Source organism: Pseudomonas nitroreducens NBRC 12694, from assembly GCF_002091755.1.
Classification (GTDB): Bacteria; Pseudomonadota; Gammaproteobacteria; order Pseudomonadales; family Pseudomonadaceae; genus Pseudomonas; species Pseudomonas nitroreducens.
The window spans coordinates 1,072,864-1,093,644 of the sequence record NZ_BDAI01000001.1 but is presented as its reverse complement, the minus strand read 5'-3'; the positions used below and the strand labels follow the sequence as shown (position 1 = coordinate 1,093,644).

The 20,781-nt window shown below is 60.1% G+C and carries 13 protein-coding genes and 3 pseudogenes; 13 read left to right on the top strand and 3 right to left on the bottom strand.

Translation table 11 applies throughout. From position 1 onward, the window contains the following. Window positions 1-24 precede the first annotated feature (24 nt). The 11 genes and pseudogenes from PNI01S_RS05160 (at window position 25) to PNI01S_RS05125 (ending at window position 16,681) form a co-directional block, all read left to right on the top strand. Window positions 25-6,549, top strand: coding sequence for a two-partner secretion domain-containing protein (locus tag PNI01S_RS05160; protein WP_256576529.1), 6,525 nt, complete (start codon window positions 25-27; stop codon window positions 6,547-6,549). 141 nt (window positions 6,550-6,690) lie between these two features. Next, window positions 6,691-11,049: pseudogene (locus tag PNI01S_RS28590) on the top strand (hemagglutinin repeat-containing protein); the annotation flags it as partial. After that, the gene (locus PNI01S_RS28275) at window positions 11,046-11,291 is read left to right on the top strand and encodes a hypothetical protein (RefSeq protein ID WP_143514244.1); all 246 of its coding nucleotides are present in this window, start codon (window positions 11,046-11,048) and stop codon (window positions 11,289-11,291) included. The pseudogene PNI01S_RS28590 and the gene PNI01S_RS28275, both read left to right, overlap by 4 nt. Window positions 11,292-11,480: 189 nt before the next feature. Next, entirely contained in the window at window positions 11,481-11,939 is a 459-nt protein-coding gene (locus tag PNI01S_RS05155; protein ID WP_024763356.1) for an Imm42 family immunity protein, read from the top strand. 42 nt (window positions 11,940-11,981) lie between these two features. Continuing rightward, complete coding sequence (locus tag PNI01S_RS28755) at window positions 11,982-12,245, top strand: deaminase domain-containing protein (RefSeq protein WP_081753968.1); 264 nt, start codon at window positions 11,982-11,984, stop codon at window positions 12,243-12,245. Between the two features lie 2 nt (window positions 12,246-12,247). Beyond that, a complete protein-coding gene (locus tag PNI01S_RS05145) occupies window positions 12,248-12,622 on the top strand; it encodes a hypothetical protein (RefSeq protein ID WP_081753969.1) in 375 nt (124 codons plus the stop codon). A 770-nt stretch (window positions 12,623-13,392) separates the two neighbouring features. Further along, entirely contained in the window at window positions 13,393-13,713 is a 321-nt protein-coding gene (locus PNI01S_RS05140; RefSeq protein ID WP_081753970.1) for a hypothetical protein, read from the top strand. 150 nt (window positions 13,714-13,863) lie between these two features. Beyond that, window positions 13,864-15,153 carry a DUF637 domain-containing protein gene (locus PNI01S_RS05135; protein WP_024763358.1) on the top strand — a complete coding sequence of 430 codons (1,290 nt, stop codon included), beginning with the start codon at window positions 13,864-13,866 and terminating at the stop codon, window positions 15,151-15,153. Continuing rightward, entirely contained in the window at window positions 15,154-15,396 is a 243-nt protein-coding gene (locus PNI01S_RS28270; RefSeq protein ID WP_128082494.1) for a hypothetical protein, read from the top strand. Window positions 15,397-15,718: 322 nt separating this feature from the next. Continuing rightward, window positions 15,719-15,823 (top strand): annotated as a pseudogene (locus PNI01S_RS05130) (transposase); the annotation flags it as partial. Between the two features lie 99 nt (window positions 15,824-15,922). Next, the gene (locus tag PNI01S_RS05125) at window positions 15,923-16,681 is read left to right on the top strand and encodes a hypothetical protein (RefSeq protein ID WP_024763359.1); all 759 of its coding nucleotides are present in this window, start codon (window positions 15,923-15,925) and stop codon (window positions 16,679-16,681) included. 448 nt (window positions 16,682-17,129) lie between these two features. Here PNI01S_RS05125 and PNI01S_RS28785 read toward each other — a convergent pair whose 3' ends face one another. From PNI01S_RS28785 to PNI01S_RS05115, 3 genes and pseudogenes are all read right to left on the bottom strand, one after another. Beyond that, window positions 17,130-17,369, bottom strand: a complete 240-nt coding sequence (locus PNI01S_RS28785; protein ID WP_192430913.1) for a cold-shock protein — start codon at window positions 17,367-17,369, stop codon at window positions 17,130-17,132. A 45-nt stretch (window positions 17,370-17,414) separates the two neighbouring features. Next, window positions 17,415-17,726, bottom strand: a pseudogene (locus PNI01S_RS28780) (cold shock domain-containing protein membrane protein); the annotation flags it as partial. Window positions 17,727-17,943: 217 nt separating this feature from the next. Beyond that, a complete protein-coding gene (locus PNI01S_RS05115; protein ID WP_024763362.1) occupies window positions 17,944-18,414 on the bottom strand; it encodes a Dps family protein in 471 nt (156 codons plus the stop codon). 240 nt (window positions 18,415-18,654) lie between these two features. Here PNI01S_RS05115 and PNI01S_RS05110 point away from each other — a divergent pair, with 240 nt between their 5' ends. Continuing rightward, entirely contained in the window at window positions 18,655-18,924 is a 270-nt protein-coding gene (locus tag PNI01S_RS05110) for an FmdB family zinc ribbon protein (protein WP_017522110.1), read from the top strand. Window positions 18,925-18,967: 43 nt separating this feature from the next. Continuing rightward, on the top strand, window positions 18,968-20,746 hold the full coding sequence (gene aspS / locus PNI01S_RS05105; protein WP_024763363.1) for an aspartate--tRNA ligase: 1,779 nt from the start codon (window positions 18,968-18,970) through the stop codon (window positions 20,744-20,746). The last annotated feature ends 35 nt before the right edge of the window (window positions 20,747-20,781 follow it).

The window sequence follows — 20,781 nt, the reverse complement described above, 5'->3', positions numbered from 1 at the left end:
AGCTAGTACTTGGGAGATTCCCACATGGACATCCGCCACCCGTTGTACCAGGCCATCGCCAGCGTCCTCGCCGGCATCCTGATCCTCAACCCCATCGTCGCGGCTGCGGCCGAGCTGGCAGTGGATGCGGCGGCGGGGGGCAATACCCACCTGGGTGCAGCGGGCAACGGCGTGCCGGTGGTGAACATCGCTACGCCCAACGGCGCAGGGCTCTCGCACAATAAATTCACCGACTACAACGTCGGGCAGAACGGCCTGATCCTCAACAACGCCACCGGCAAGACCCAGGCCACCCAACTGGGTGGAATCATTGTTGGGAATCCGAACCTCAAGGGCGGCGCGGCGCAGAAGATCCTCAACGAAGTCACCGGGGCCAATCCCTCGCAATTGCGCGGCTACACCGAAGTGGCCGGTCAGTCCGCCCACGTCATCGTCGCAAATCCCCACGGCATCACTTGCAACGGCTGCGGCTTCATCAACACCCCGCGCGCCACCCTGACCACCGGCAAGCCGTTGATGGACGGCGAGAGCCTGCGCGGCTATGACGTCGACGGCGGCGAGATCGCCATCGAAGGCGCCGGCCTGAATGCCAGCAATATCGACAGGTTCGAACTCATTACCCGCAGCGCCAAGCTCAACGCCGACCTTTACGCCAAGCAGCTCGCGGTGGTGACCGGGCGCAACCAGGTGGACGCTGAAAGCCTGGCCGCTACCGCCAAGGCCGACGACGGCAGCGCCAAGCCACAGCTGGCCATCGATAGCTCCGCATTGGGCGGCATGTACGCCGGCGCCATTCGCCTGGTGGGCACCGAGCAGGGGGTGGGCGTGAAGCTGGCCGGCAACATGGCCGCCAGTGGCGGCGATATCCAGATCGATGCCAATGGTCAGTTGTCCCTCGCGCAAACCAGTGCTGCCGGCAGCCTGCGCGCCAAGGCCAGTGACATCGCTCTCAACGGCCAGACCTATGCGGCCGGCGTCGCCGAGTTGAGCGCGACCGGTCAACTGAGCAACAGCCAGAGTCTGGCCGCCGGCCAGCGCGTGGCACTCAGTGCCGCGCAGGTCAGCAACAGCGGCATCGTCGAAGCCGGGGTCAACCCGGATAACAGCCGCAACGCCCAGGGCGACGTGGCGATCACTGCGCAGAACCTGCGCAACAGCGGCAGCGTGGTGGCCAGCCGCAACCTCGAAGCCAACGCCAGCGGCACCCTGGACAACCAGGGCGGCGCATTCAAGGGCGCCGACACCCGGATCACCGCCGCGACGCTGGACAACCGTCAGGGGCGCCTGCTCGCCGGCAATCAACTGACGCTCAGCGCCGTGCGCCTGGACAACCGCAACGGCCAGGCCGTCGCCAATCGCCTGCAGGTCAGCGGCGGCGCGCTGGACAACCGCCTCGGCCTGTTCTCCGCCGACCAGTCGCTGGACTTCACCCTCGACAGCCTGGACAACAGCGGCAAGGGCACCCTGGTCAGCAACGGCACCTTGCAGGCCCGCCTTCAGCAGAAGCTCGACAACCAGGCAGACGGCCTGCTCTCGGCCAAGGGCGCGCTCGGCGTACAGGCCGGCAACCTCGACAACCGTGGCGGGCTGGTGGTCGGCGACAGCGCCGTCACCCTCACCGGCACCAGCCTGAACAACAGCGCGCTGGGCGTGATCAGCAGCCTGGGCGAGCTGAAGCTCGACATCGGCCAGTTGGACAACAGCCAGGGCGGCGTACTCGATAGCAGCGCTTCATTGCGCTTGACTGCTGGGCAGGTGAACAACACTAAAGGCAGCGTCAGCGCCAAGGGCGACCTGCAGGCCAAGGCCGACCGCTTCAGCCAGCAGGGCGGGGAACTGCTCGCCCAGGGTGCGCTGAGCCTCGAAGCCGGGCAGCTCGACAACCGTAACGGCGGCCTCATCGCCGCCAACAACGGTGTGACCCTCGCGGGCGCCGACCTGCTCAACCAGGGCGGCGAAATCTCCAGCCGCGCCAAGGTCGACGTACAGGCCGCTAGCCTGGAAAACGGAGCCGGCAAGGTCATCGGCGACGCCGGCCTCAACCTGCAGGTGCAACGCATCGCCAACAGCGCCGGCACCCTATCCGGCCGCGACGGCCTGACTGTCACCGGGCAGAGCCTGGACAACAGCCAGGGCGGCCTGCTCAACAGCCAGAAGAATCTCTGGCTGCAACTGGCCGGCGCCCTCGATAACAGCGGCAACGGCGCGCTGCTCAGCCAAGGCACCTTGACCCTCAACGCCGGCAGCCTCGACAACCGCGCCGGCACTGTCTCCAGCGCTGGCCAACTGTTCTCGCGCCTGGCCGGCGCCCTGAACAACCAGGGCGGCAAGCTGCTCAGCGACGCGGCTATCGACCTCTCCGGAGCCGACCTGAACAACGCCGGCGGCATCCTCAGCGCGGCGGGTGACATCAGCCTTCAAGGCGCCCGGTTCGACAACAGCCAGAAGGGCCGCATCGTCACCGACGCCGCCATCCACCTCGCCACCGCCCAATTGGACAACAGCCAGGGCGGCAGCCTGTCCGCGCGCGGCGTCATCGATGGTCGTGTCACTGGCCTCGACCAGCACGGTGGCGGCCAACTGATTGGCCAGGGTGGCATCGACCTCGACCTGCAGGGCGGCGCCCTGAACAACGCCGGCGGCCTGCTCGGCAGCCCCGGCCAACTGGTCCTGCGCAACGTCGCCAGCCTCGACAACCGCGGCGGCGAAATCTCCAGCGACCGCGCCTTCACCCTGACCACCGGCGCCTTGCTCAACCAGGGTGGCAAGCTGATCTCCAGCGATCGACTGACCCTCACCACGGGCGCGCTCAACAATAGCGGCGCCGGCGTGCTGTCTGGCAACAACGGCCTCACCGTCAACGCCGCCAGCCTCGACAACAGCCAGGGCGGCACCCTCGCCAGCCGTGCTGACCTGCTCGTGCGTAGCCAAGGGACGCTGGACAACCACGGCGACGGCGCACTGGTCGCCGGTGGCAAACTCGATGTCGGCAGCGCCAGCCTGAACAACCAGGGCGGCCTGCTTTCCGCCAGCGGCAACCTGCTGCTGGCCACCGGCACCACCGACAATCGCGACGGTCGCCTGCTCGCTCAAGGGCGCCTCGACGGCACCACGGCCGACCTCGATAACCGCGACGGCGTCATCAGCGGCGCCCAGGGCCTCGACCTTGGCGCTGGCAACGTCCTCAACGGCGCCAGCGCTACTGGCAAACCCGGTGGCCTGATCACCAGCCAGGCCGCGCTGACCTTGCGCGGCGGCAAGCTCGAATCCACCGGCGGCGGGGAAATCTCCGCCAAGGGCGATCTGCACCTGATCGTTGCCCAGCTCATCCAGCAGCAGGCGGCACTGATCGGCGAAGGCAAGGTCACGCTCGACCTGGGCAACGGCGCCCAGCGCGGCGACTTCGACAACCGTGGCGGCCTGCTCAGCGCAGGTGGCCTCCTGGCAATCAACGGCCTGGGCAGCCTCGACAACCGCGGCGGGGAAATCTCCGCCAGCCAGGGCTTCACCCTGACCGCCAGCGGCACTCTCGACAACGGCGACAGCGGGCGGATCATCAGCGCCGGCCAACTCAACCTGAACGCCAGCACCCTGCGCAACGCCAACCAGGGCCTGCTCTCCGGCTGGCAGGGCCTGGTGGTCAACGCCGCCAGCCTGGACAACAGCAGCGGCGGCACGCTGTCGAGCCGCGACGGCGCGCTGACCCTGACGCTCAGCGGCGCCCTCGACAACCACAACGAAGGCGCGCTGGTCAGCAAAGGCAAACTCACCCTCGGCGCCGGCAGTCTGAACAACGCCGGCGGCATCGTTTCCACCCAGGGCGACCTCGGCCTGACCCTCAGCGGCGACCTGGACAACAGCGCTGCAGGCCTGCTCAGCACCCAGGGCAGCCTGACCGGCAGCGCCCAGGCCATCGACAACCGTGGCGGGCAGATCAGCGCCGCCAGCATCGACTATGACGCCAGCAGCCTCGACAACAGCGGTGGCAGCCTGGTCAGCCAGGGCGCCCTGCGCCTGGGCCTGCTCGGCGCGCTGCTCAACAACGGCGCCGGCTCGAAGATCGCCAGCGGCGGCCCGCTCAACCTGAATGTCGGCAGCCTGCAGAACCGTGGCGGTCAGCTCGCCAGCCAGGGCTTGCTCAAGGTTCTCGCCGGCAGCTTCGACAACAGCGCCGGCGGAACCGTGGCCGCTCAGACCGACCTGACCCTGACACTCACCGGCGAACTGCTCAACGGCCAGGACGGCCTCATCTTCGCCAAGACTGGCCAGCTCAACGCCAGCGCCAGCCGCATCGACAACAGCGCCGGCACCCTGCAGGGCCAGGGCGACACCACCCTCACGACCACCGGCGCGATTGCTAACCAAAGTGGCCACATTATCAGCCAGAGCGGCCAGCTCGACCTGGGCAGCGCCAGCCTCGACAACAGCAACGGCGGCGTTCTCAACGCTGCAGACGGCAGCCTCAAGCTGATCACCGGCACCTTCAGCAACAGCGCCGGCACCACCCAGGCGAAGGGCCTCGACATCACCGCCACCGGCGGTATCGACAACCGCACCGGCCACCTCTCGGCCGTCAGCGGCGACAACCGCATCAGCACCAGCGACCTGAACAACCAGGGCGGCGGCCTGTATGCCGGCGGCCTGCTCTACCTGCGCGGCAACCAGTTGCTCAACGACGGCGCGGCCCTCGGCCAGGGCGGCAAGATCGGCGCCGGCAACATCGACGCCAGCCTCACTGGCGCGCTGAACAACCAGTTCGGCCTGATCGAAAGCAGCGGCAACCTGACGCTCGGCGCGGCCAGTATCAACAACGTGGTGGGCTCTATCCGCGCACTCGGTCAGGCGCCCGGCAGCCTGCTACTGGCGGCCAGCCCGACGCAGATGAAGATCACCAGCGGCGGCCTGCTCAACAACAACCTCGGCCGCATCGAGAGCGCCACCCAGGATCTGATCCTGCAGACCGGCGCCCTGCAGAACGGCGGCGGTAACGTGCTGCATGTCGGCACCGGCACCTTCGGCATTGACCTCGCCCAGGCCGGTCAGGCCGGCGGCAACTTCACCTCCAACGGCAGCCTGACCTATCAGGCCGACAACTGGACCAACAACGCTGTCATCCAGGCGCGCAACCTGAACCTGACCATCGGCCAGCTCAACCAGGGCCTCTACGGCCAACTGCTGGCCGCGCAGAGCCTGATCGGTCGCGGCGGCGACTGGACCAACAGCGGGCTGATCGCCAGTGATGGCAGCCTCGACGTCCAGCTCGGCGGTACTTACGCAGGCGCCGGCCGCGTCTCCAGCGTGGGCGGTTTCACCCTCGGTGCCACCGTCATCGACTTGACTGGCAGCCTCGCCGGCGGCCAGGGCGTCACCCTGAATGCCAACACCCTGAGCAACCGAGGTCGCATTACGGCTGGCGGTGATCTCATCGTCAGCGCCGGCACTCTCGACAACTACGGCACCCTGGGCAGCGCCGGCGACGTTCGCCTCAGCGCCTGGAACCTGCGCAACGATGGCGAGCAGAACGGTGCGCTGATCTTCAGCGGCGGCAACATGCTGCTGCGTGCGCAAAACCTCACAAACCGCTTCGCCAGCATCTACAGCCTCGGCACTCTCGATTTCGCCGGCGACGACAACGGCGGCCGAGCCGCTCGCCTGGACAACCTCTCCGCCACCCTGGAGAGCCAGGGCGACATGCGCCTGAACGTCGGCGCGCTGAACAATCAGCGCGTCGTGCTCGTGGTCAATAACGCAGGCAAATACACCGCGCAGATCATCGAAGTCAGCTGCTACAAGTACTTCAACGACAACAACGCCGACTGCAGTGGCGGCAAGGAAAACCAGGTCTGGGAAGTCACCGAGCGCGACAAGCTCGAAGTGCTCCAGGCCAGCGCGGCTTCTTCCATCAGCGCTGGCGGCAACCTCAACCTGCTGGGCGACTCGATCAACAACGCCAGCAGCGTCATCAGCGCCGGGCAGAACCTCTATGCAAACGTTGCCAGCCTGAGCAACGAAGGTGTCGTCACCGGCGAAACCGAAACCCTGCGCGTGCTGCGCTCTGAGCGTACTCGCGACCACGCCAGCCGCAGCAACGAGGCCAAGGCCTTCACCGACCAGTACTGGATCGACAGCCCCAACTACGTCAACGACCCGGCTGGTCTGGCCACCGCCCTCAGCCACTTCATCGCCCGTACCGAGAAGGAATACCCGCAGTACGGCTCCAGCACCCAGCTCAACAGCGGCGACCAGAGCTACGCCGGCATCATCCAGGCTGCTGGCAACGTCAGCATCACCGCCACCAGCAAGATCAACAACAGCGTCATCCGGGATTACTACACTTTCGTCAATCCGGGCCAGAAGACCGGCGATACCACCATCGGTACCAGTCCGGTGGCCACCGTGGTGCCGATCAACTCGCAACTGCCGCCCGACCTCGCCCAGCAGCAGGTCAACCCCATCACCCTGCCGGGCTTCAGCCTGCCTACTGGCAGCAACGGTCTGTTCCGCCTGAGCGGCCAGGAAGGCAGCGGCGGCAGCGCCGGCAATGTGTAGGGCGTCGGTGAGCTTGGCTTCAACGGCCAGAACCTCGATACCGCCCAACGTGAACAGGCACAGGGCGACAGCGCCAGCGGTGCAGACAATGTGGCCGTGAGCGGTGGCGCGTCGGCCGCCAACGCCCAGCCCGGCTTCGACATTCCACGCGTGCAGGGCCTGCCCAGCAGCGCCACGCCGAGCAACAGCCACAAATACCTGATCGAAACCAACCCCGAGCTGACCAGCCTGAAGAGCTTCCTCAGCTCCGACTACCTGCTTGGCCAGCTCGGCTATGACCCGGACAAGTCACAGAAGCGCCTCGGCGACGGCCTCTACGAGCAGCGCCTGATCCAGCAGGCTGTGGCCGCGCGCACCGGCCAGCGCTTCATCGATGGCATGGCCAGCGACGAAGCCCTGTTCCGCTACCTGATGGATAACGCCATCGCCTACAAGGACAGCCTGCAGCTCTCCGTCGGCGTCGGCCTCTCCGCCGAACAGGTCGCGGCCCTGACCCACGACATCGTCTGGCTCGAAGAAGCCGAGGTGAATGGCGAGAAGGTCCTCGTCCCGGTGCTCTACCTCGCCCAGGCCGAAAACCGCCTCGGCCCCACCGGCGCGCTGATCCAGGGCCAGGACGTCAGCCTCATCAGCGGCGGCGACCTCAACAACGCCGGCACCCTGCGCGCCAGCAACAACCTCAGCGCCAGCGCCGGCAACCTGAACAACAGCGGGCTGATCCAGGCCGGCAACCGCCTCGACCTGCTCGCCGACGACAGCATCCGCAACGCCGCCGGCGGCATCATCGCCGGGCGCGACGTCAGCCTCACCGCGCTCACCGGCGATGTGATCAACGAACGCAGCGTCACCCGCATCGACAGCGCTCAGAGCGCCAACCGCACCTGGACCACCAGCTTCGCCGACAGCGCCGCGCGCATCGAGGCCGCCAACAGCCTCGACATCAGCGCCGGTCGTGACGTCAGCAACCTCGGTGGTGTGCTGCAAAGCCGTGGCGACCTGTTCATCGGCGCCGACCGCGACGTCAACATCGCCTCGGTGGAAGTCACCAACGGCCAGCTCAACGGCCGCCGCTACTACAGCGAAACCACCACCCAGCTGGGCGCCGAAGCCAGTGCCGGGCGCGACCTCGACATCAGCGCCGGGCGCGACCTCAACGCCGTTGCCAGCCGCCTCGACGCCGCGCGTGACGCGGCGCTGAGCGCCGGCCGCGATGTGACCCTCGCTTCGGCAGCGGATGAGAGCCATGGCTATAGCAACACCCGCAAGATCAGCAGCCAGAAGGATCACGTCGAACAGCAGGGCACCGAGCTGACCGCCGGCGGCGACGTCAGCATCGCCGCCGGGCAGGACCTGGCTCTCAAGGCCAGCAGCGTCAGCGCCTCCGGTGAGGCCTACCTGTATGCGGGGCGTGACGTCAGCCTGGTCTCCGAGCAGGACAGCGACTACAGCTACTACCGCAAGACCAAGACCAGCAGCTCCGGCCTCTCCAGCACCACCAAGACCCGCGTCGACAGCAGCAGTAGCACCACCCAGACCGGCTCCCTGGTCAGCGCCGACAAGATCGCCATCCGCGCCGGCCAGGACATTGCCGTGCAAGGCAGCGACGTCGCCTCTACCAACGGCACCAGCCTGTTGGCCGGGCGCAACGTGCTGATCGATGGTGCCACCGAGACCTTCGAGAGCAGCCACGCCGAGTCCAAAAAGAAATCCGGCCTCATGAGCAGCGGTGGGATCGGCTTCACCGTTGGTACCAGCAGCCTGAAGACCACCCAGGACGACCACACCGAACAGACCCGTGGCAGCACCATCGGCAGCGTGCTCGGCAACGTCGACATCCAGGCCGGCAAGGACCTCACCATCCGTGGTTCCGACCTCGTCGCCGGCAAGGACATCAACCTCATCGGGCAAAACGTCAGCATCCTCGAGGCGCAGAACCAGAACCGCAGCGAGCAGACTCGCGAGCAGAAGAAGAGCGGCCTGACCCTGGCCCTGTCCGGCAGCGTCGGCAGCGCGGTGAACAGCGCTTACGAAACCTCCCGCCAAGCGCGCGACGAAGATGACTCCCGCCTGAGCGCCTTGCAGGGCATCAAGGCTGGCCTGACCGGCTACCAGGCGTGGCAGGCGGCGCAGCAGAACGGCGGCATGACCGCTGCCAACGCCGACCAGTTCGTCGGCATCTCCATATCCGCCGGTTCGCAGCAATCCAAGTCGAAAACCGTCCAGGAGCAAAGCCTCGGCCTGGGCAGCACCCTGACCGCCGGCAACAACCTGAACATCCTCGCCACTGGCGCGGGCAAGGTCGGTGAAGACGGCGATATCCGCATCCAGGGCAGCCAGCTCAAGGCCGGCCAGGACGTCATGCTTGCCGCCAATCGTGACCTCCTCCTCGAAGCGGCCTCCAACACCCAGAAGCTCGACGGCAAGAACAGCAGCAGCGGCGGCAACGTCGGTGTCAGCCTGGGCTTCGGCGGCAGTGGTGGTGGCCTGAGCGTCTTCGCCAACGGCAACAAGGGCACCGGTTTCGAACACGGCAACGGCACAACCTGGAGCGAAACCACCGTCGATGCCGGCCGCCAGGTCACCCTCGTCAGCGGCCGCGATACCAGCCTCATCGGTGCCCAGGTCAGTGGCGAGCAGATCACCGCCAAGGTCGGCCGCGACCTTACCCTGCGCAGCCTGCAGGATACTGACGAGTACAAATCGGAGCAGAAGAACGTCAGCGGCGGCGTCAGCGTCGCCATCATCGGCTCCGGCGGCAGCGCCAGCCTCTCGGTCGACAAGAGCAAGATCCACTCCAACTACGACAGCGTGCAGGAACAGACCGGGCTCTATGCCGGCAAGGGCGGCTACGACATCGAGGTGGGCAAGCACACCCAGCTCGACGGCGCCGTCATCTCCAGTACCGCTAACGCCGACCAGAACCGCCTGAGCACCGACACCCTCGGCTGGCGCGATATCCGCAACGAGGCCGACTACAAGACGCAGCAACAGGGCGTCAGCGTCAGCTCCGGCGGTGGCGATGGGCCGATGTTCATCGGTAACGCGCCCAACGGCATGGTCACCGCCTACACCCACGGCGACAGCGACAGCGGCACCACCCACTCCGCCATCTCCGCCGGCACGATCGACATCCGCAATGGCGAAGCCCAGCAGCAGGACGTCGCCAGCCTGAGCCGCGACGTCGAACACGCCAACGGCAGCATCAGCCCCATCTTCGACAAGGAGAAAGAACAGCGCCGCCTGCAGGAAGTGCAACTGATCGCCCAGATCGGCAGCCAGTCGATGGACATCATTCGCACCAACGGCGAGATCAAGGCGAACGAAGAAGGGCGCAAGGCGCTGGAGAAGGACGGCAAGTATCCGCCGGGTGAAGGCGCCTCGGCCGATGAGATCAAGAAGTACAACGACGCTCTGGTCAACTCCAAGGCCTACCAGGATGTAATGCGTGAATACGGCACGGGCAGCAATTATCAGCAGGCTGCCCAGGCCGTCACCGCAGCACTGCAGTACCTGGTCGGTGGAGATATCGGTGGGGCCGTCGCGGGAGCCTCGGCGCCCTATGTGGCGACGCTGATCAAGAAGCAAACCGGCGACAACGACACCGCCCGCATCATGGCCCAAGCGGTACTCGGGGCCATTGTGGCGAATGCCCAGGGCAACTCCGGCGTGGCCGGTGCTGCGGGGGCTGCGACGGGTGAGCTGATTGCTAAGCAGCTCTACCCAAATAAGCCTCACGACCAGCTCACCGAAAAAGAGCGCCAGATCGTATCTGCACTCTCGACCCTTGCTGCGGGAATGACAGGCGGGTTGGTAGGTGGGGATTCAAGTGGTGTAGTAGCTGGAGCAGCAGCCGGGAAAAATGCTGTGGAAAACAATGATCTTTTCCCCGCCAACGCTCAGCAAATGGCAACAGGTAGTGAGTACTACATTGCGAAAAAAATACAGGAAGCTCTTGCTGGTGCTACACCGGAACAGGTTCGAGAAGCAGCGATAGCTGTTGATAGAAATGTAGGATATGTAGGGCCGAATATTATTGGGGATTATCTTCAAGCTTGGGGTGTCGTGGTGTCTGCAGCACCTTTTGCACTTGAAGGAGGCATTGCGGTTGGGATTCGTGGGGCGCTTGCTGGAGGGGCTATTGGAGGCGGTGCAAACGCAAGTTACCAACTGACAAAAGACCCGACTCAATTCAGCTTCCCCGACCTTACGGTGGCTGCTTTAGTCGGAGTATTTACTCAAGGTAAATCTATTCCTGCCTCTGTCGCCACAAACATGGGAGGCGCCTACATAGGAAGCCAAGTGAAGGGTGCCGACCCTCTTCCCGCAGTCATTGGGGCGGGAGTGGGGGCTGTGGGAGGCAGCGCAGCTGGGAAAGCTCTGGGGAATGGTATAGCGTCGGAGGTGTCTGCAACTGTTAGAGAGCATGCGGAAACCATTGGTGGTGCAATATCCTCTGAAATTGTTAGTGATGCCGTCAGTAGCGGTGCGAGTAAGAAATGACTAGTGCAAAAATTATTAAACTGACTGTTCTGGTTGTTAAATGGTTTCTAATATGTGGAGGAGCGATTTTTCTGGCGTCGGCCATTTCAATAGCATTTGTCCTGTATTTTAGAGGGCAGGAATTCGATTTTTTAAGTGTTATGGTTTCTGCTGCAAAAAATGCATTGAGAGGTGGGGGGGTGATGGCGTTATTTCTTGGGGTTGTTGTTGCGGTTAATTACTTTAAATCTCGTGGTGGCTGATACCTGCACCGATCCCGCCTTACAAGAAAATGGAAAAAAGGGACAGATTTATTTTTCCACTCTAAAACTGGCTGGCGAGTCAGAATTAGAGTGCAGAAAATAAATCTGTCCCCTTTTTGGTTGGAGAAACCCATTGGCGGGCAGCTAGATACCAAGTGATGTACAGAAACAGTTGGGGGTGAAAGTAAAGTGATAGTAGGGGATCCTTTTTGTTTTGCTCTTCAATTTGACGTTGTTGTTGGTTGGAATTTGCCTGGTGACTCTTGGAGGAATGGCGTTTTCTCTTTGTATATAAAAGGTGAGAGGGTTTTTAGCGCGGTTGATGTATTTGAGTTGAGGGCGATATTTTCTTTCTACTCCAATGCTCTGGTAGAGAGGTTGCCTGTTAATGACTCAGAGCTTAATAAGGCTGAGCTTTACAAGAGTGCTAGTGACTATTTTTGGGGCGACGGTATTGAGTTGGTGGATGGTTTGTTTGACTTGACGCCCACTGCGATGAGTGACAGCAAGTGTTTCCTTTATTTTATAAGGACTAGCTTTGGGGATAGACTTGTTTGGAGTGCAAATGGGGGACCTGTAAAAGAAGTTTATCTGGAAGAGGGCTCCGTTTTGGATGCGATCAGGGAGCTTCGCTCCTGTGATTTATAGTTTCAAATTGGACTACGATTCCCAAAGTTTTCACGAGTGTCGATGATTTCGCGCGTTTGGTACAGATGCGCGAAACGAGTTAGTGAAGAAAAGGGGACAGATTTATTTTTCTACTCTAAAACTAGGCGCGGAGTCATGGTTAGAGTACGGAAAATAAATCTGTCCCCTTTTTTGAGTTCGCAAGCATCAGGCCGCATAAATTTGATTTCAGAAAAAATGGTCTGCCCAAGCTGTAGTGATATTGTTAATCAGTTTCGCGAGAGATATCCTAATATTCAATTAAATATCTTTACCATGGAGAAATGAAGATGTCATTCGGCTTGACCGTGGAGGAGATATGCTCAGTAGTTTCTCGACTTTATGAAAAGGCGATATCTCAGATTAACCTTCGGCCAGAGCAAGCCTTTGCATATGTCCAGGATGAAGCGGGCTCTCTTTGTACGACTGATGATGTAGGATTTTTTGCGGTATTGCAGACAGCAATATTTAAGGAGGGAATGCGCTATGGATTGGAGCTTTCTAGAGAAAGTCCTTATGCAGAAGACCTGCTGGAGGTTTTGGCTAGAGCGTATGATAATTGCTGCGCTGACGATTTGGTAGCGATTGGTCTTGAGGGCGAGCGGTTGGAGAGTGTGATTGACTGCATGAGGCAGGTTCGAGAGAAATATCTATTCTCTGAATAGTTGTATCAAGAAATCGAAAAGGGGACGAATTTTTTCTACTCTAAAACTGGACGCGGAGACAGAATTAGAGTGCGGAAAATAAATTCCCCCTTTTTTCATTGAGGCCGCAATAAAAAGCCCGCCAATCGGCAGGCTTTTTCATGGGCGTAACACTCAGCGCCGATTAAGAAAAAAGGGGGACAGATTTATTTTTCCTACTCTAATCTCGGCTGATGTGAAGGTGACTAGGTACCTTTAGAGGTGGCAGCTTTTCTCCAAAACCAAATACGGGTTGAAAAGGGGACTGAAAAGGGGACAGATTTATTTTTCTACTCTACAACTAGGCGCGGAGTTAGGCTTAGAGTACGGAAAATAAATCTGTCCCCTTTTTTATACTCTCTTCCTGCTCAAACTGTTCCATATTGAGGTCTTTATGGATTTGCAAAAAAGGTTCTGGTGAAGATTTTATTCTTGTCTTCGGGAGTCTTTTGCTCTGGACCGAAAAGGGGACGGATTTATTTTTCTACTCTAAAGCTGGACGCGGAGTCAGGATTAGAGTGTCGAAAATAAATCTGTCCCCTTTTTCTCCTTCAGCGTGCGCAGTCGTTAGGAATAGGCTTAAGAAGCGGCGGTACTCGCACCGGTCCTCTGAGTGCAAGAGATTTGCAAGCACTTGGATTAAAAGACCTAGCTAGCAAGCTAAGCGCACAGGCAGGACGTGAGGTTAATTTTATGATTTATGACTCCGCGGCAACGGCTGCCAGCCGCGCGCCGAGCTTGGTACTTCCAAAATGATTGCATATGACTTGTACGGAGCGAAAACCCTCAGCCTTCTGCTGGCAAGAGAGCATATAGAGGGGGTTTTTGGAGTATCTCTTGATGAAAGAAATAGCACTTATCAAGGAGGGATTTACTACATGTTTGGTGGTAATGACTCGGAGAATTTTATTCTGAAGGCTAATCTTGACCCTTTTGATGATGAGCCAGTGGAGCAAAGTTTTCCTGACTACCCTGTTCTGCTCTATATAAACGCCACAGCACGTTCATCTGACGTAGAGGAGGCAATCAAGAAGGGTGCATGCTTTAAGCTGCTCAGGCATGAAGTATTCTAGAAATGCACCGGGTTACTAACTTCCATCCAGAATGAGAGTTGGTATGAAAGAGCTATTTGCGAAAAAGGGGGGCAGATTTATTTTTCTACTCTAAAGCTGGACGCGGAGTCAGGATTAGAGTGTCGAAAATAAATCTGTCCCCTTTTTCTTTTGACGGGCACATATACCGATATCAATACAGGAAAAATATCCTTCACTTCCGGTGTTGGCCTCAATTCGTTCGAAGGCATCGGTCGATTTGCTGCACAGCAGGCCCTTCAGAACGGCACTGCCGCTGGCCTGAGCAAGATTCTCGGTCAGGGGGGCAATCTGGGAGACGTCCTGCAAAACACGCTTTACAACACCCTGGCCGCCGCCAGCTTCAACGCGGTGGGTGACTACACCAAAGGTGTCTACGCAGACGGCAGCATCCAGAAGATCATGATCCACGCCATGGTCGGCGGCTTACTTGCGGAAGCGAGCGGCGGCGACTTCAAGACTGGTGCATTAGCCGGGGGCGCCAACGAGGCGCTGGTAGACCAGCTCAACACCTGGGTCGGTGGCGATCAAACTCTGCTGAACATGACTTCGCAACTGGTGGGTGTGTTGGCGGCTGCAGCGCAGAAGGACGCCACTATCGATGATCTGAATAAAGGCAAGTGGGTGGCGGAGAATGCCACGCAGTACAACTACTCTTCACATTGGGATGACTTCGAGGAGGACTTCAGTGCCTGCCAGAAGAACCCTTCTAGTGCAGGTTGTTCCACGATTCTCAAAATGGCGGGCACATCGTCGCAACCAATGGATGACGGCGTCATTAGGAATCTGGATTCCTCGGGTAACGTGGTCAGCTACACCATTTTGGGGGAAAGCGGCCAACCGTTGATGATCATGGAGCCCAAGGAGTTCGGGCTGTATAGCCAGTTGCCGGTAGCTTGGCAGGAAGGCTACATGATGGAGCCTGCCTGGAAGCTCGATCTTTCCTCCTACACCCAAAGAATGTTCGATGGGGAGTTCTCACCTGCATTTGACCATTATGGCTACATGTTGACGGAGCCTGGATTCTGGGGTGAGCTAAGTCTGGGAGTGGCATTGGGGGTGGCAGGTCGGTACCTGCCTTCCGCAAATGCTGCGAGAGAAATGGGCTTGTTTTGGCAGTCGGCCAAAGAACCATATACAAGTGGACAAGTTATTAGTGCCGCTGGTCGGGGGGTAACTAAACATCCTGAGTGCTTTGGCTTTAATTCTACTCTGGAATTGCGTCAGATTTATAGATCTGATGCCATGCTGAATGAGTTGGCAGGTAACGCCATCCAAGAAATACTCCAAGGCGGCGTTAGGACTGCCGGTGCGGGTGGTCGGTATCCTGGTGGATGGGTAACCTATACTCTTCCTGATGGACGGGCAGCTAGTTGGGGGGTAAATGGTGAGTTTATTGGGTTTAGAGGGGTGAAGAATTAAATGAAAGATCTTGTATTCGAAAAAGTTGGTGATATTCATAGTGAATATCCATATTTGTGCGTCTATTTTTCTGAAGAAAAAGAGCCGTTCATGGAAATATCAGTTGCTGAAGATCGAAGCCTCGAATTCGTGGTGTATTCACGCGCCTTAAATTTGTACCTTAGTGCAGGTGACCTCAGGGAGATACTTAGCCGGGGGGCTGAATTTCTCCCGGAGGCATTAGAGAATGGGGATTTTTCATAGTTTACTGTCCCGTTGTCCCGTTGTCCCGTCCAAGCGTCCAATTCAATTTCCCTGCTTAATTGGCGGGAGGATTTTCGTGGGTTAGGCGTCAAAAACGCCTGCTACTACCTCCCGCTTGTCGGATTTTCGACTGAATTTCTTCGCGTCTCTCCTCTGATTTCCTGCGTTTACCGCTGAGCGACCAGCCGACATCATCTGTCTCGTGAGAGAAGAAAGGGGACAGATTTATTTTTCCTACTCTAATCTCGGCTGATGCGAAGGTGACTAGGTACCTTTATAGGTGGCAGCCTTTCTCCAAAACCCAATACGCATGGAGAGAGCGATGCCTAGGGTTGGTCGTGTCATATTGCCTAACTACCCACACCATGTCGTTCAACGGGGCCATAACCGACAGGTGGTGTTCGTTGAGAGCGAGGACTACGAAAAGGGGACAGATTTATTTTTCTACTCTAAAGCTGGACGCGGAGTCAGGATTAGAGTGTCGAAAATAAATCTGTCCCCGTTTTCTCTGTTTTTGAGGTAACAGATGATTTTCAAAAAGGTTTTGTTATCTCTATTGCTTCTGTCGGAACTTGCCTTGGCAGGCGCGTCGTTGGGAGAGCAGGAGTTGAATAACGCCTTGCAGGCCCGCCAAACGTTGCAACAGCTCTTGAGTGAGCAGGCCAGCGAGACAAGCCCAGAAGCTGCTGCAGGGTTGAAAAGTGCTGCCCTCAAAGCCGGGTTCGAAATGCAAAGGTCACTTGTCAGCGCCGCCCAGTCAGGCCATCCGGTCGCACAGTTCTACCTGGCCCAGTTGGTGGACAAGCAGGCCATCGGTAACCCTAAGAAGCGCGAAGAGTACTGTCAGCTGATTGATAAGGCGGCGGAAAGCGGGCTTTTGGCAGCAGCAGTCGTTCAGATATACAAGTGCGATGATGGATTCAGAAAGCAGGACTTCGGGGATCGTGAGCATCACAGAATGCTCTCACGGCTTGCCAGAATGGCCGAAGCGAAGGACGCCAATTGGAGGTGGTATCCCCTACCGTTGTTCATGGGGATGTGCGTCCCTCCGCCCGAACGGGTGTCGATTCCAGGTTCACCGATCCCAATTCGACCCTCTCGGATGACCAGTTACACCGAGTTCCAGGGAGAGGCGAACCTGCTGGTGGCCATCCTCACTATTCCGACCTTTGGGCAGGTCGATGAGGCGCGGAGTCGCATACAGAAAGCTCAAGCACAGGACTGTCCGGGAGCGGAGGCATTCAGTGAAGGATTGGAAAAGGAAATACAGAGCCTTAAGCGTTAGCGCCTTGCTGAGCAGCGAAAATCGAAAGAATTTACTCTCTAATCTAAAGCCGAATTGTGAGTTCGGGTTGGAGTATAGAAAATAAATCTGTCCCCTTTTGTCTCCTCTTGGGCAGCAACGCTGACCGTTGAGCAAGTCACTCTCCGCTCGCTGTATGAGGAACGTTGTAGCGCGACGGTCAGCCTTGAGGAGTTCGAGTCAGCTCTGGCCGCCTGGCTGGATTTCATCTCCGAGGGACTGAAAAGGGGACAGATCTATTTTTCTACTCTGAAACTGGACGCGGAGTCAGGGTTAGAGTAGAAAAATAGATCTGTCCCCTTTTTTGCTCCGGATAAGGCCAAGGGGTTAGGGTGCGGAAAGTAAACCTGCCCCCGCCATTTTTAATTTCCCCAATAAGTATCACCAAGAAAAAGCCCGCCAATTGGCGGGCTTTTCATTTCAGCGATATTTAGCGCCGGTTAGGCAGCGCAGCAATCACATCCTCAGCCTGCAACCCCTTGTCACGCTGGACAACGGAGAACTCCACCCGCTGCCCTTCGATCAGGATGCGGTGGCCTTCGCCGCGGATGGCGCGGAAGTGGACGAAGATGTCCTCGCCGGAGTCGCGGGAGATGAAGCCGAAGCCCTTGGAGGTGTTGAACCACTTCACCGTGCCGGTTTCGCGGTCGACGCCGGCGAAGGTTTCGATGGAAGCGCTGGCGCTCGGTTTGTTGAGGCTGGCGATCCATTGCAGGATGACGGCGCCGGCCAGGCTTAGCAGCGGCAGCACGATGGCCGGTTGATCGCCGATGAAGGGCAGGGGGGCGAGCAGGATCAGGATCTGCAGGACCACGGCCAGCACGACCAGGGCGGTGGCGAGGCTTTGCAGGGCAGAGGGGTGTTTCAGGTTGCTGCTCGGGGCGAGCAGGAGGCTGGTCAGACCGAGCAGTGCCAGGTAGATGGCATCGCTCTGTTGCAGGTAGGGCAGGGCATCACTACGCAGACTCGGGATCAAGGACAGCAAGAGTGCGGCGACGCCCGTCACGAGATGGACGATCTTCAACATGGCTACGGATTCACCTTGAGCGGGTAACGAGATAAAGAAGCAGCCAGCCCCGGGTGCGACGCCAGAAAGGAAAAATGAAAGCGTGCCGGGCGGCCTATGCGAGAAACGCACGGCGGGTATTTAACCGCAATCCAGTTGCCTTCTCAAATCAACCGCTTAGGCCATTCGTAGGGGGAGGCAGCCGGCTTTCTGGCCGGCTGCTTATAAAGGGAAGGGGTTATTCGGCGAGCAGGCTACGCAGCATCCAGGCGGTCTTTTCGTGGACCTGCATGCGCTGGGTCAGTAGGTCGGCGGTGGGCTCGTCCGCCACCTTGTCGGCCAGCGGGAAGATGCTGCGGGCGGTGCGCACCACGGCTTCCTGGCCCTGCACCAGCAGGCGGATCATTTCCTGGGCGTCCGGTACGCCTTCTTCTTCCTTGATCGAGGACAGGCGGGCGTAGGCGGCGTAGGTGCCGGGCGCCGGGAAGCCCAGGGCGCGGATGCGTTCGGCGATGCTGTCCACGGCCAGCGCCAGTTCGTTGTACTGCCCTTCGAACATCAGGTGCAGGGTGTTGAACATCGGCCCGGTGACGTTCCAGTGGAAGTTGTGGGTCTTCAGGTACAGCGTGTAGGTGTCGGCCAGCAGGCGGGACAGGCCGTCGGCGATGGCGGCGCGATCTTCTTTGGCGATTCCGATATCGATGTCCATGGCGATCTCCTCATCGAGCATGAATGATTTAAAACGCTGGATTCGAGGCTATCACCGGGGTAGGTGCGAAGCTCTTGGTCTATATCAAGGCAATCGATTGATGTTTTCTATTAAAAGGCTGTGCGCCCGGCAGGCTTTTCCGCCACCGGAGCCCGGCTGCAACCTGCGGATTTTTCAGGCTATAATCGGCCTCTTTGCCGCGGGACGCGGACCCGTGGCGTTACACAGCCAAGGTGTTCCATGCCGATTTACGAGTACCAGTGCCAGTCCTGCGCGCATCAGCTGGAATCGCTGCAGAAGATCAGCGATGCGCCGTTGGTCGATTGTCCGGCCTGCAAGGCTCCCGAATTGAAGAAGATGTTGTCGGCTCCGGGCTTCCGCCTGGGCGGCAGCGGTTGGTACGAGACCGACTTCAAGACCGGAGCGAAGAAGAACCTGGCCTCCGGCGATGCCCCAGCGGCCTGTCCGGCCACCGGTTGCGGTGCCGGCGCCTGCTCCGCCAGCGAATGAGCGGTTCCCTAGAATTCAAGACTTTCGAGAAGCGAAACACACCATGATGCGCAGCCACTATTGCGGCCAGTTGAACGAGAGCCTGGACGGCCAGGTAGTCACTCTTTGCGGTTGGGTACACCGTCGCCGCGACCACGGCGGGGTGATCTTCCTCGACGTGCGTGATCGTGAAGGTCTGGCCCAGGTGGTGTTCGACCCGGATCGCGTCGAGACTTTCGCCAAGGCCGACCGCGTGCGCAGCGAGTACGTGGTGAAGATCACCGGCAAGGTGCGCCTGCGCCCGGAAGGCGCGCGCAACTCGAACATGGCTTCCGGTGCCATCGAAGTGCTGGGCCACGAGCTGGAAGTACTGAACCAGGCCGAGACCCCGCCGTTCCCGCTGGACGAGTACTCCGACGTTGGCGAGGAAACCCGCCTGCGCTACCGCTTCATCGACCTGCGTCGTCCGGAGATGGCCGCCAAGCTGAAGCTGCGCGCGCGCATCACCAGCAGCATCCGCCGCTACCTGGACGAGAACGGCTTCCTCGACGTGGAAACCCCGATCCTCGGTCGCCCGACACCGGAAGGCGCGCGTGACTACCTGGTGCCGAGCCGCACCTATCCGGGCCACTTCTTCGCCCTGCCGCAGTCGCCACAGCTGTTCAAGCAGCTGCTGATGGTGGCCGGCTTCGACCGTTACTACCAGATCGCCAAGTGCTTCCGCGACGAAGACCTGCGTGCCGACCGCCAGCCGGAATTCACCCAGATCGACATCGAGACCAGCTTCCTCGAAGAAAGCGACATCATCGAGATCACCGAGAAGATGGTGCGCCAGCTGTTCAAGGAAGTGCTGAACGTCGAGTTCGACGAATTCCCGCATATGCCGTTCGAAGAGGCCATGCGCCGCTACGGTTCGGACAAGCCTGACCTGCGTATCCCGCTGGAACTGGTCGACGTCGCCGATCAACTGAAGGACGTCGAGTTCAAGGTCTTCTCCGGCCCGGCCAACGATCCGAAGGGCCGTGTTGCCGCCCTGCGCGTTCCGGGCGGTGCGAGCATGCCGCGCAAGCAGATCGACGACTACACCAAGTTCGTCGGCATCTACGGTGCCAAGGGCCTGGCCTATATCAAGGTCAACGAGCGCGCCAAGGGCGTGGAAGGCCTGCAGTCGCCGATCGTGAAGAACATCGCCGAGCCGAACCTGAACGAGATCCTCGATCGCGTCGGTGCGGTCGATGGCGACATCGTGTTCTTCGGCGCGGACAAGGCCAAGATCGTCTGCGACGCCCTGGGCGCGCTGCGCATCAAGGTCGGGCATGACCTCAACCTGCTCACCAAGGAGTGGGCGCCGATGTGGGTCGTGGACTTCCCGATGTTCGAAGAGAACGACGACGGCAGCCTGACCTCGCTGCACCACCCGTTCACCGCGCCCAAGTGCACCCCGGAAGAGCTGGAGGCCAACCCGGCCGGCAAGCTGTCCCGTGCCTACGACATGGTGCTCAACGGCACCGAGCTGGGCGGCGGTTCCATCCGTATCCACGACAAGGCCATGCAGCAGGCGGTCTTCCGCGTGCTGGGCATCGACGATGCGGAGCAGGAAGAGAAGTTCGGCTTCCTGCTGGACGCCCTGAAGTACGGCGCACCGCCGCACGGTGGCCTGGCCTTCGGCCTGGACCGTCTGGTGATGCTGATGACCGGCGCGGCCTCGATCCGCGAAGTCATCGCCTTCCCGAAAACCCAGAGCGCCGGCGACGTCATGACCCAGGCTCCGGGCACCGTGGATGCCAAGGCTCTGCGCGAGCTGAACATCCGCCTGCGCGAGCAGCAGAAGGCCGCCGAGTAAGTCGATTCGAATAGCTGGCGGTACCTGCACTGCGG

What these genes read in the sequence shown, in the direction of transcription:
- PNI01S_RS05160 (WP_256576529.1), top strand. Translation starts at nt 25, where the DNA reads ATGGACATCCGCCACCCGTTGTACCAGGCCATCGCCAGCGTCCTCGCC.
- PNI01S_RS28275 (WP_143514244.1), top strand. Translation starts at nt 11,046, where the DNA reads ATGACTAGTGCAAAAATTATTAAACTGACTGTTCTGGTTGTTAAATGG.
- PNI01S_RS28755 (WP_081753968.1), top strand. Translation starts at nt 11,982, where the DNA reads ATGATTTCGCGCGTTTGGTACAGATGCGCGAAACGAGTTAGTGAAGAA.
- PNI01S_RS05145 (WP_081753969.1), top strand. Translation starts at nt 12,248, where the DNA reads ATGTCATTCGGCTTGACCGTGGAGGAGATATGCTCAGTAGTTTCTCGA.
- PNI01S_RS05140 (WP_081753970.1), top strand. Translation starts at nt 13,393, where the DNA reads ATGATTGCATATGACTTGTACGGAGCGAAAACCCTCAGCCTTCTGCTG.
- PNI01S_RS28270 (WP_128082494.1), top strand. Translation starts at nt 15,154, where the DNA reads ATGAAAGATCTTGTATTCGAAAAAGTTGGTGATATTCATAGTGAATAT.
- PNI01S_RS05125 (WP_024763359.1), top strand. Translation starts at nt 15,923, where the DNA reads ATGATTTTCAAAAAGGTTTTGTTATCTCTATTGCTTCTGTCGGAACTT.
- PNI01S_RS05115 (WP_024763362.1), bottom strand. Translation starts at nt 18,414, where the DNA reads ATGGACATCGATATCGGAATCGCCAAAGAAGATCGCGCCGCCATCGCC.
- PNI01S_RS05110 (WP_017522110.1), top strand. Translation starts at nt 18,655, where the DNA reads ATGCCGATTTACGAGTACCAGTGCCAGTCCTGCGCGCATCAGCTGGAA.
- aspS (WP_024763363.1), top strand. Translation starts at nt 18,968, where the DNA reads ATGATGCGCAGCCACTATTGCGGCCAGTTGAACGAGAGCCTGGACGGC.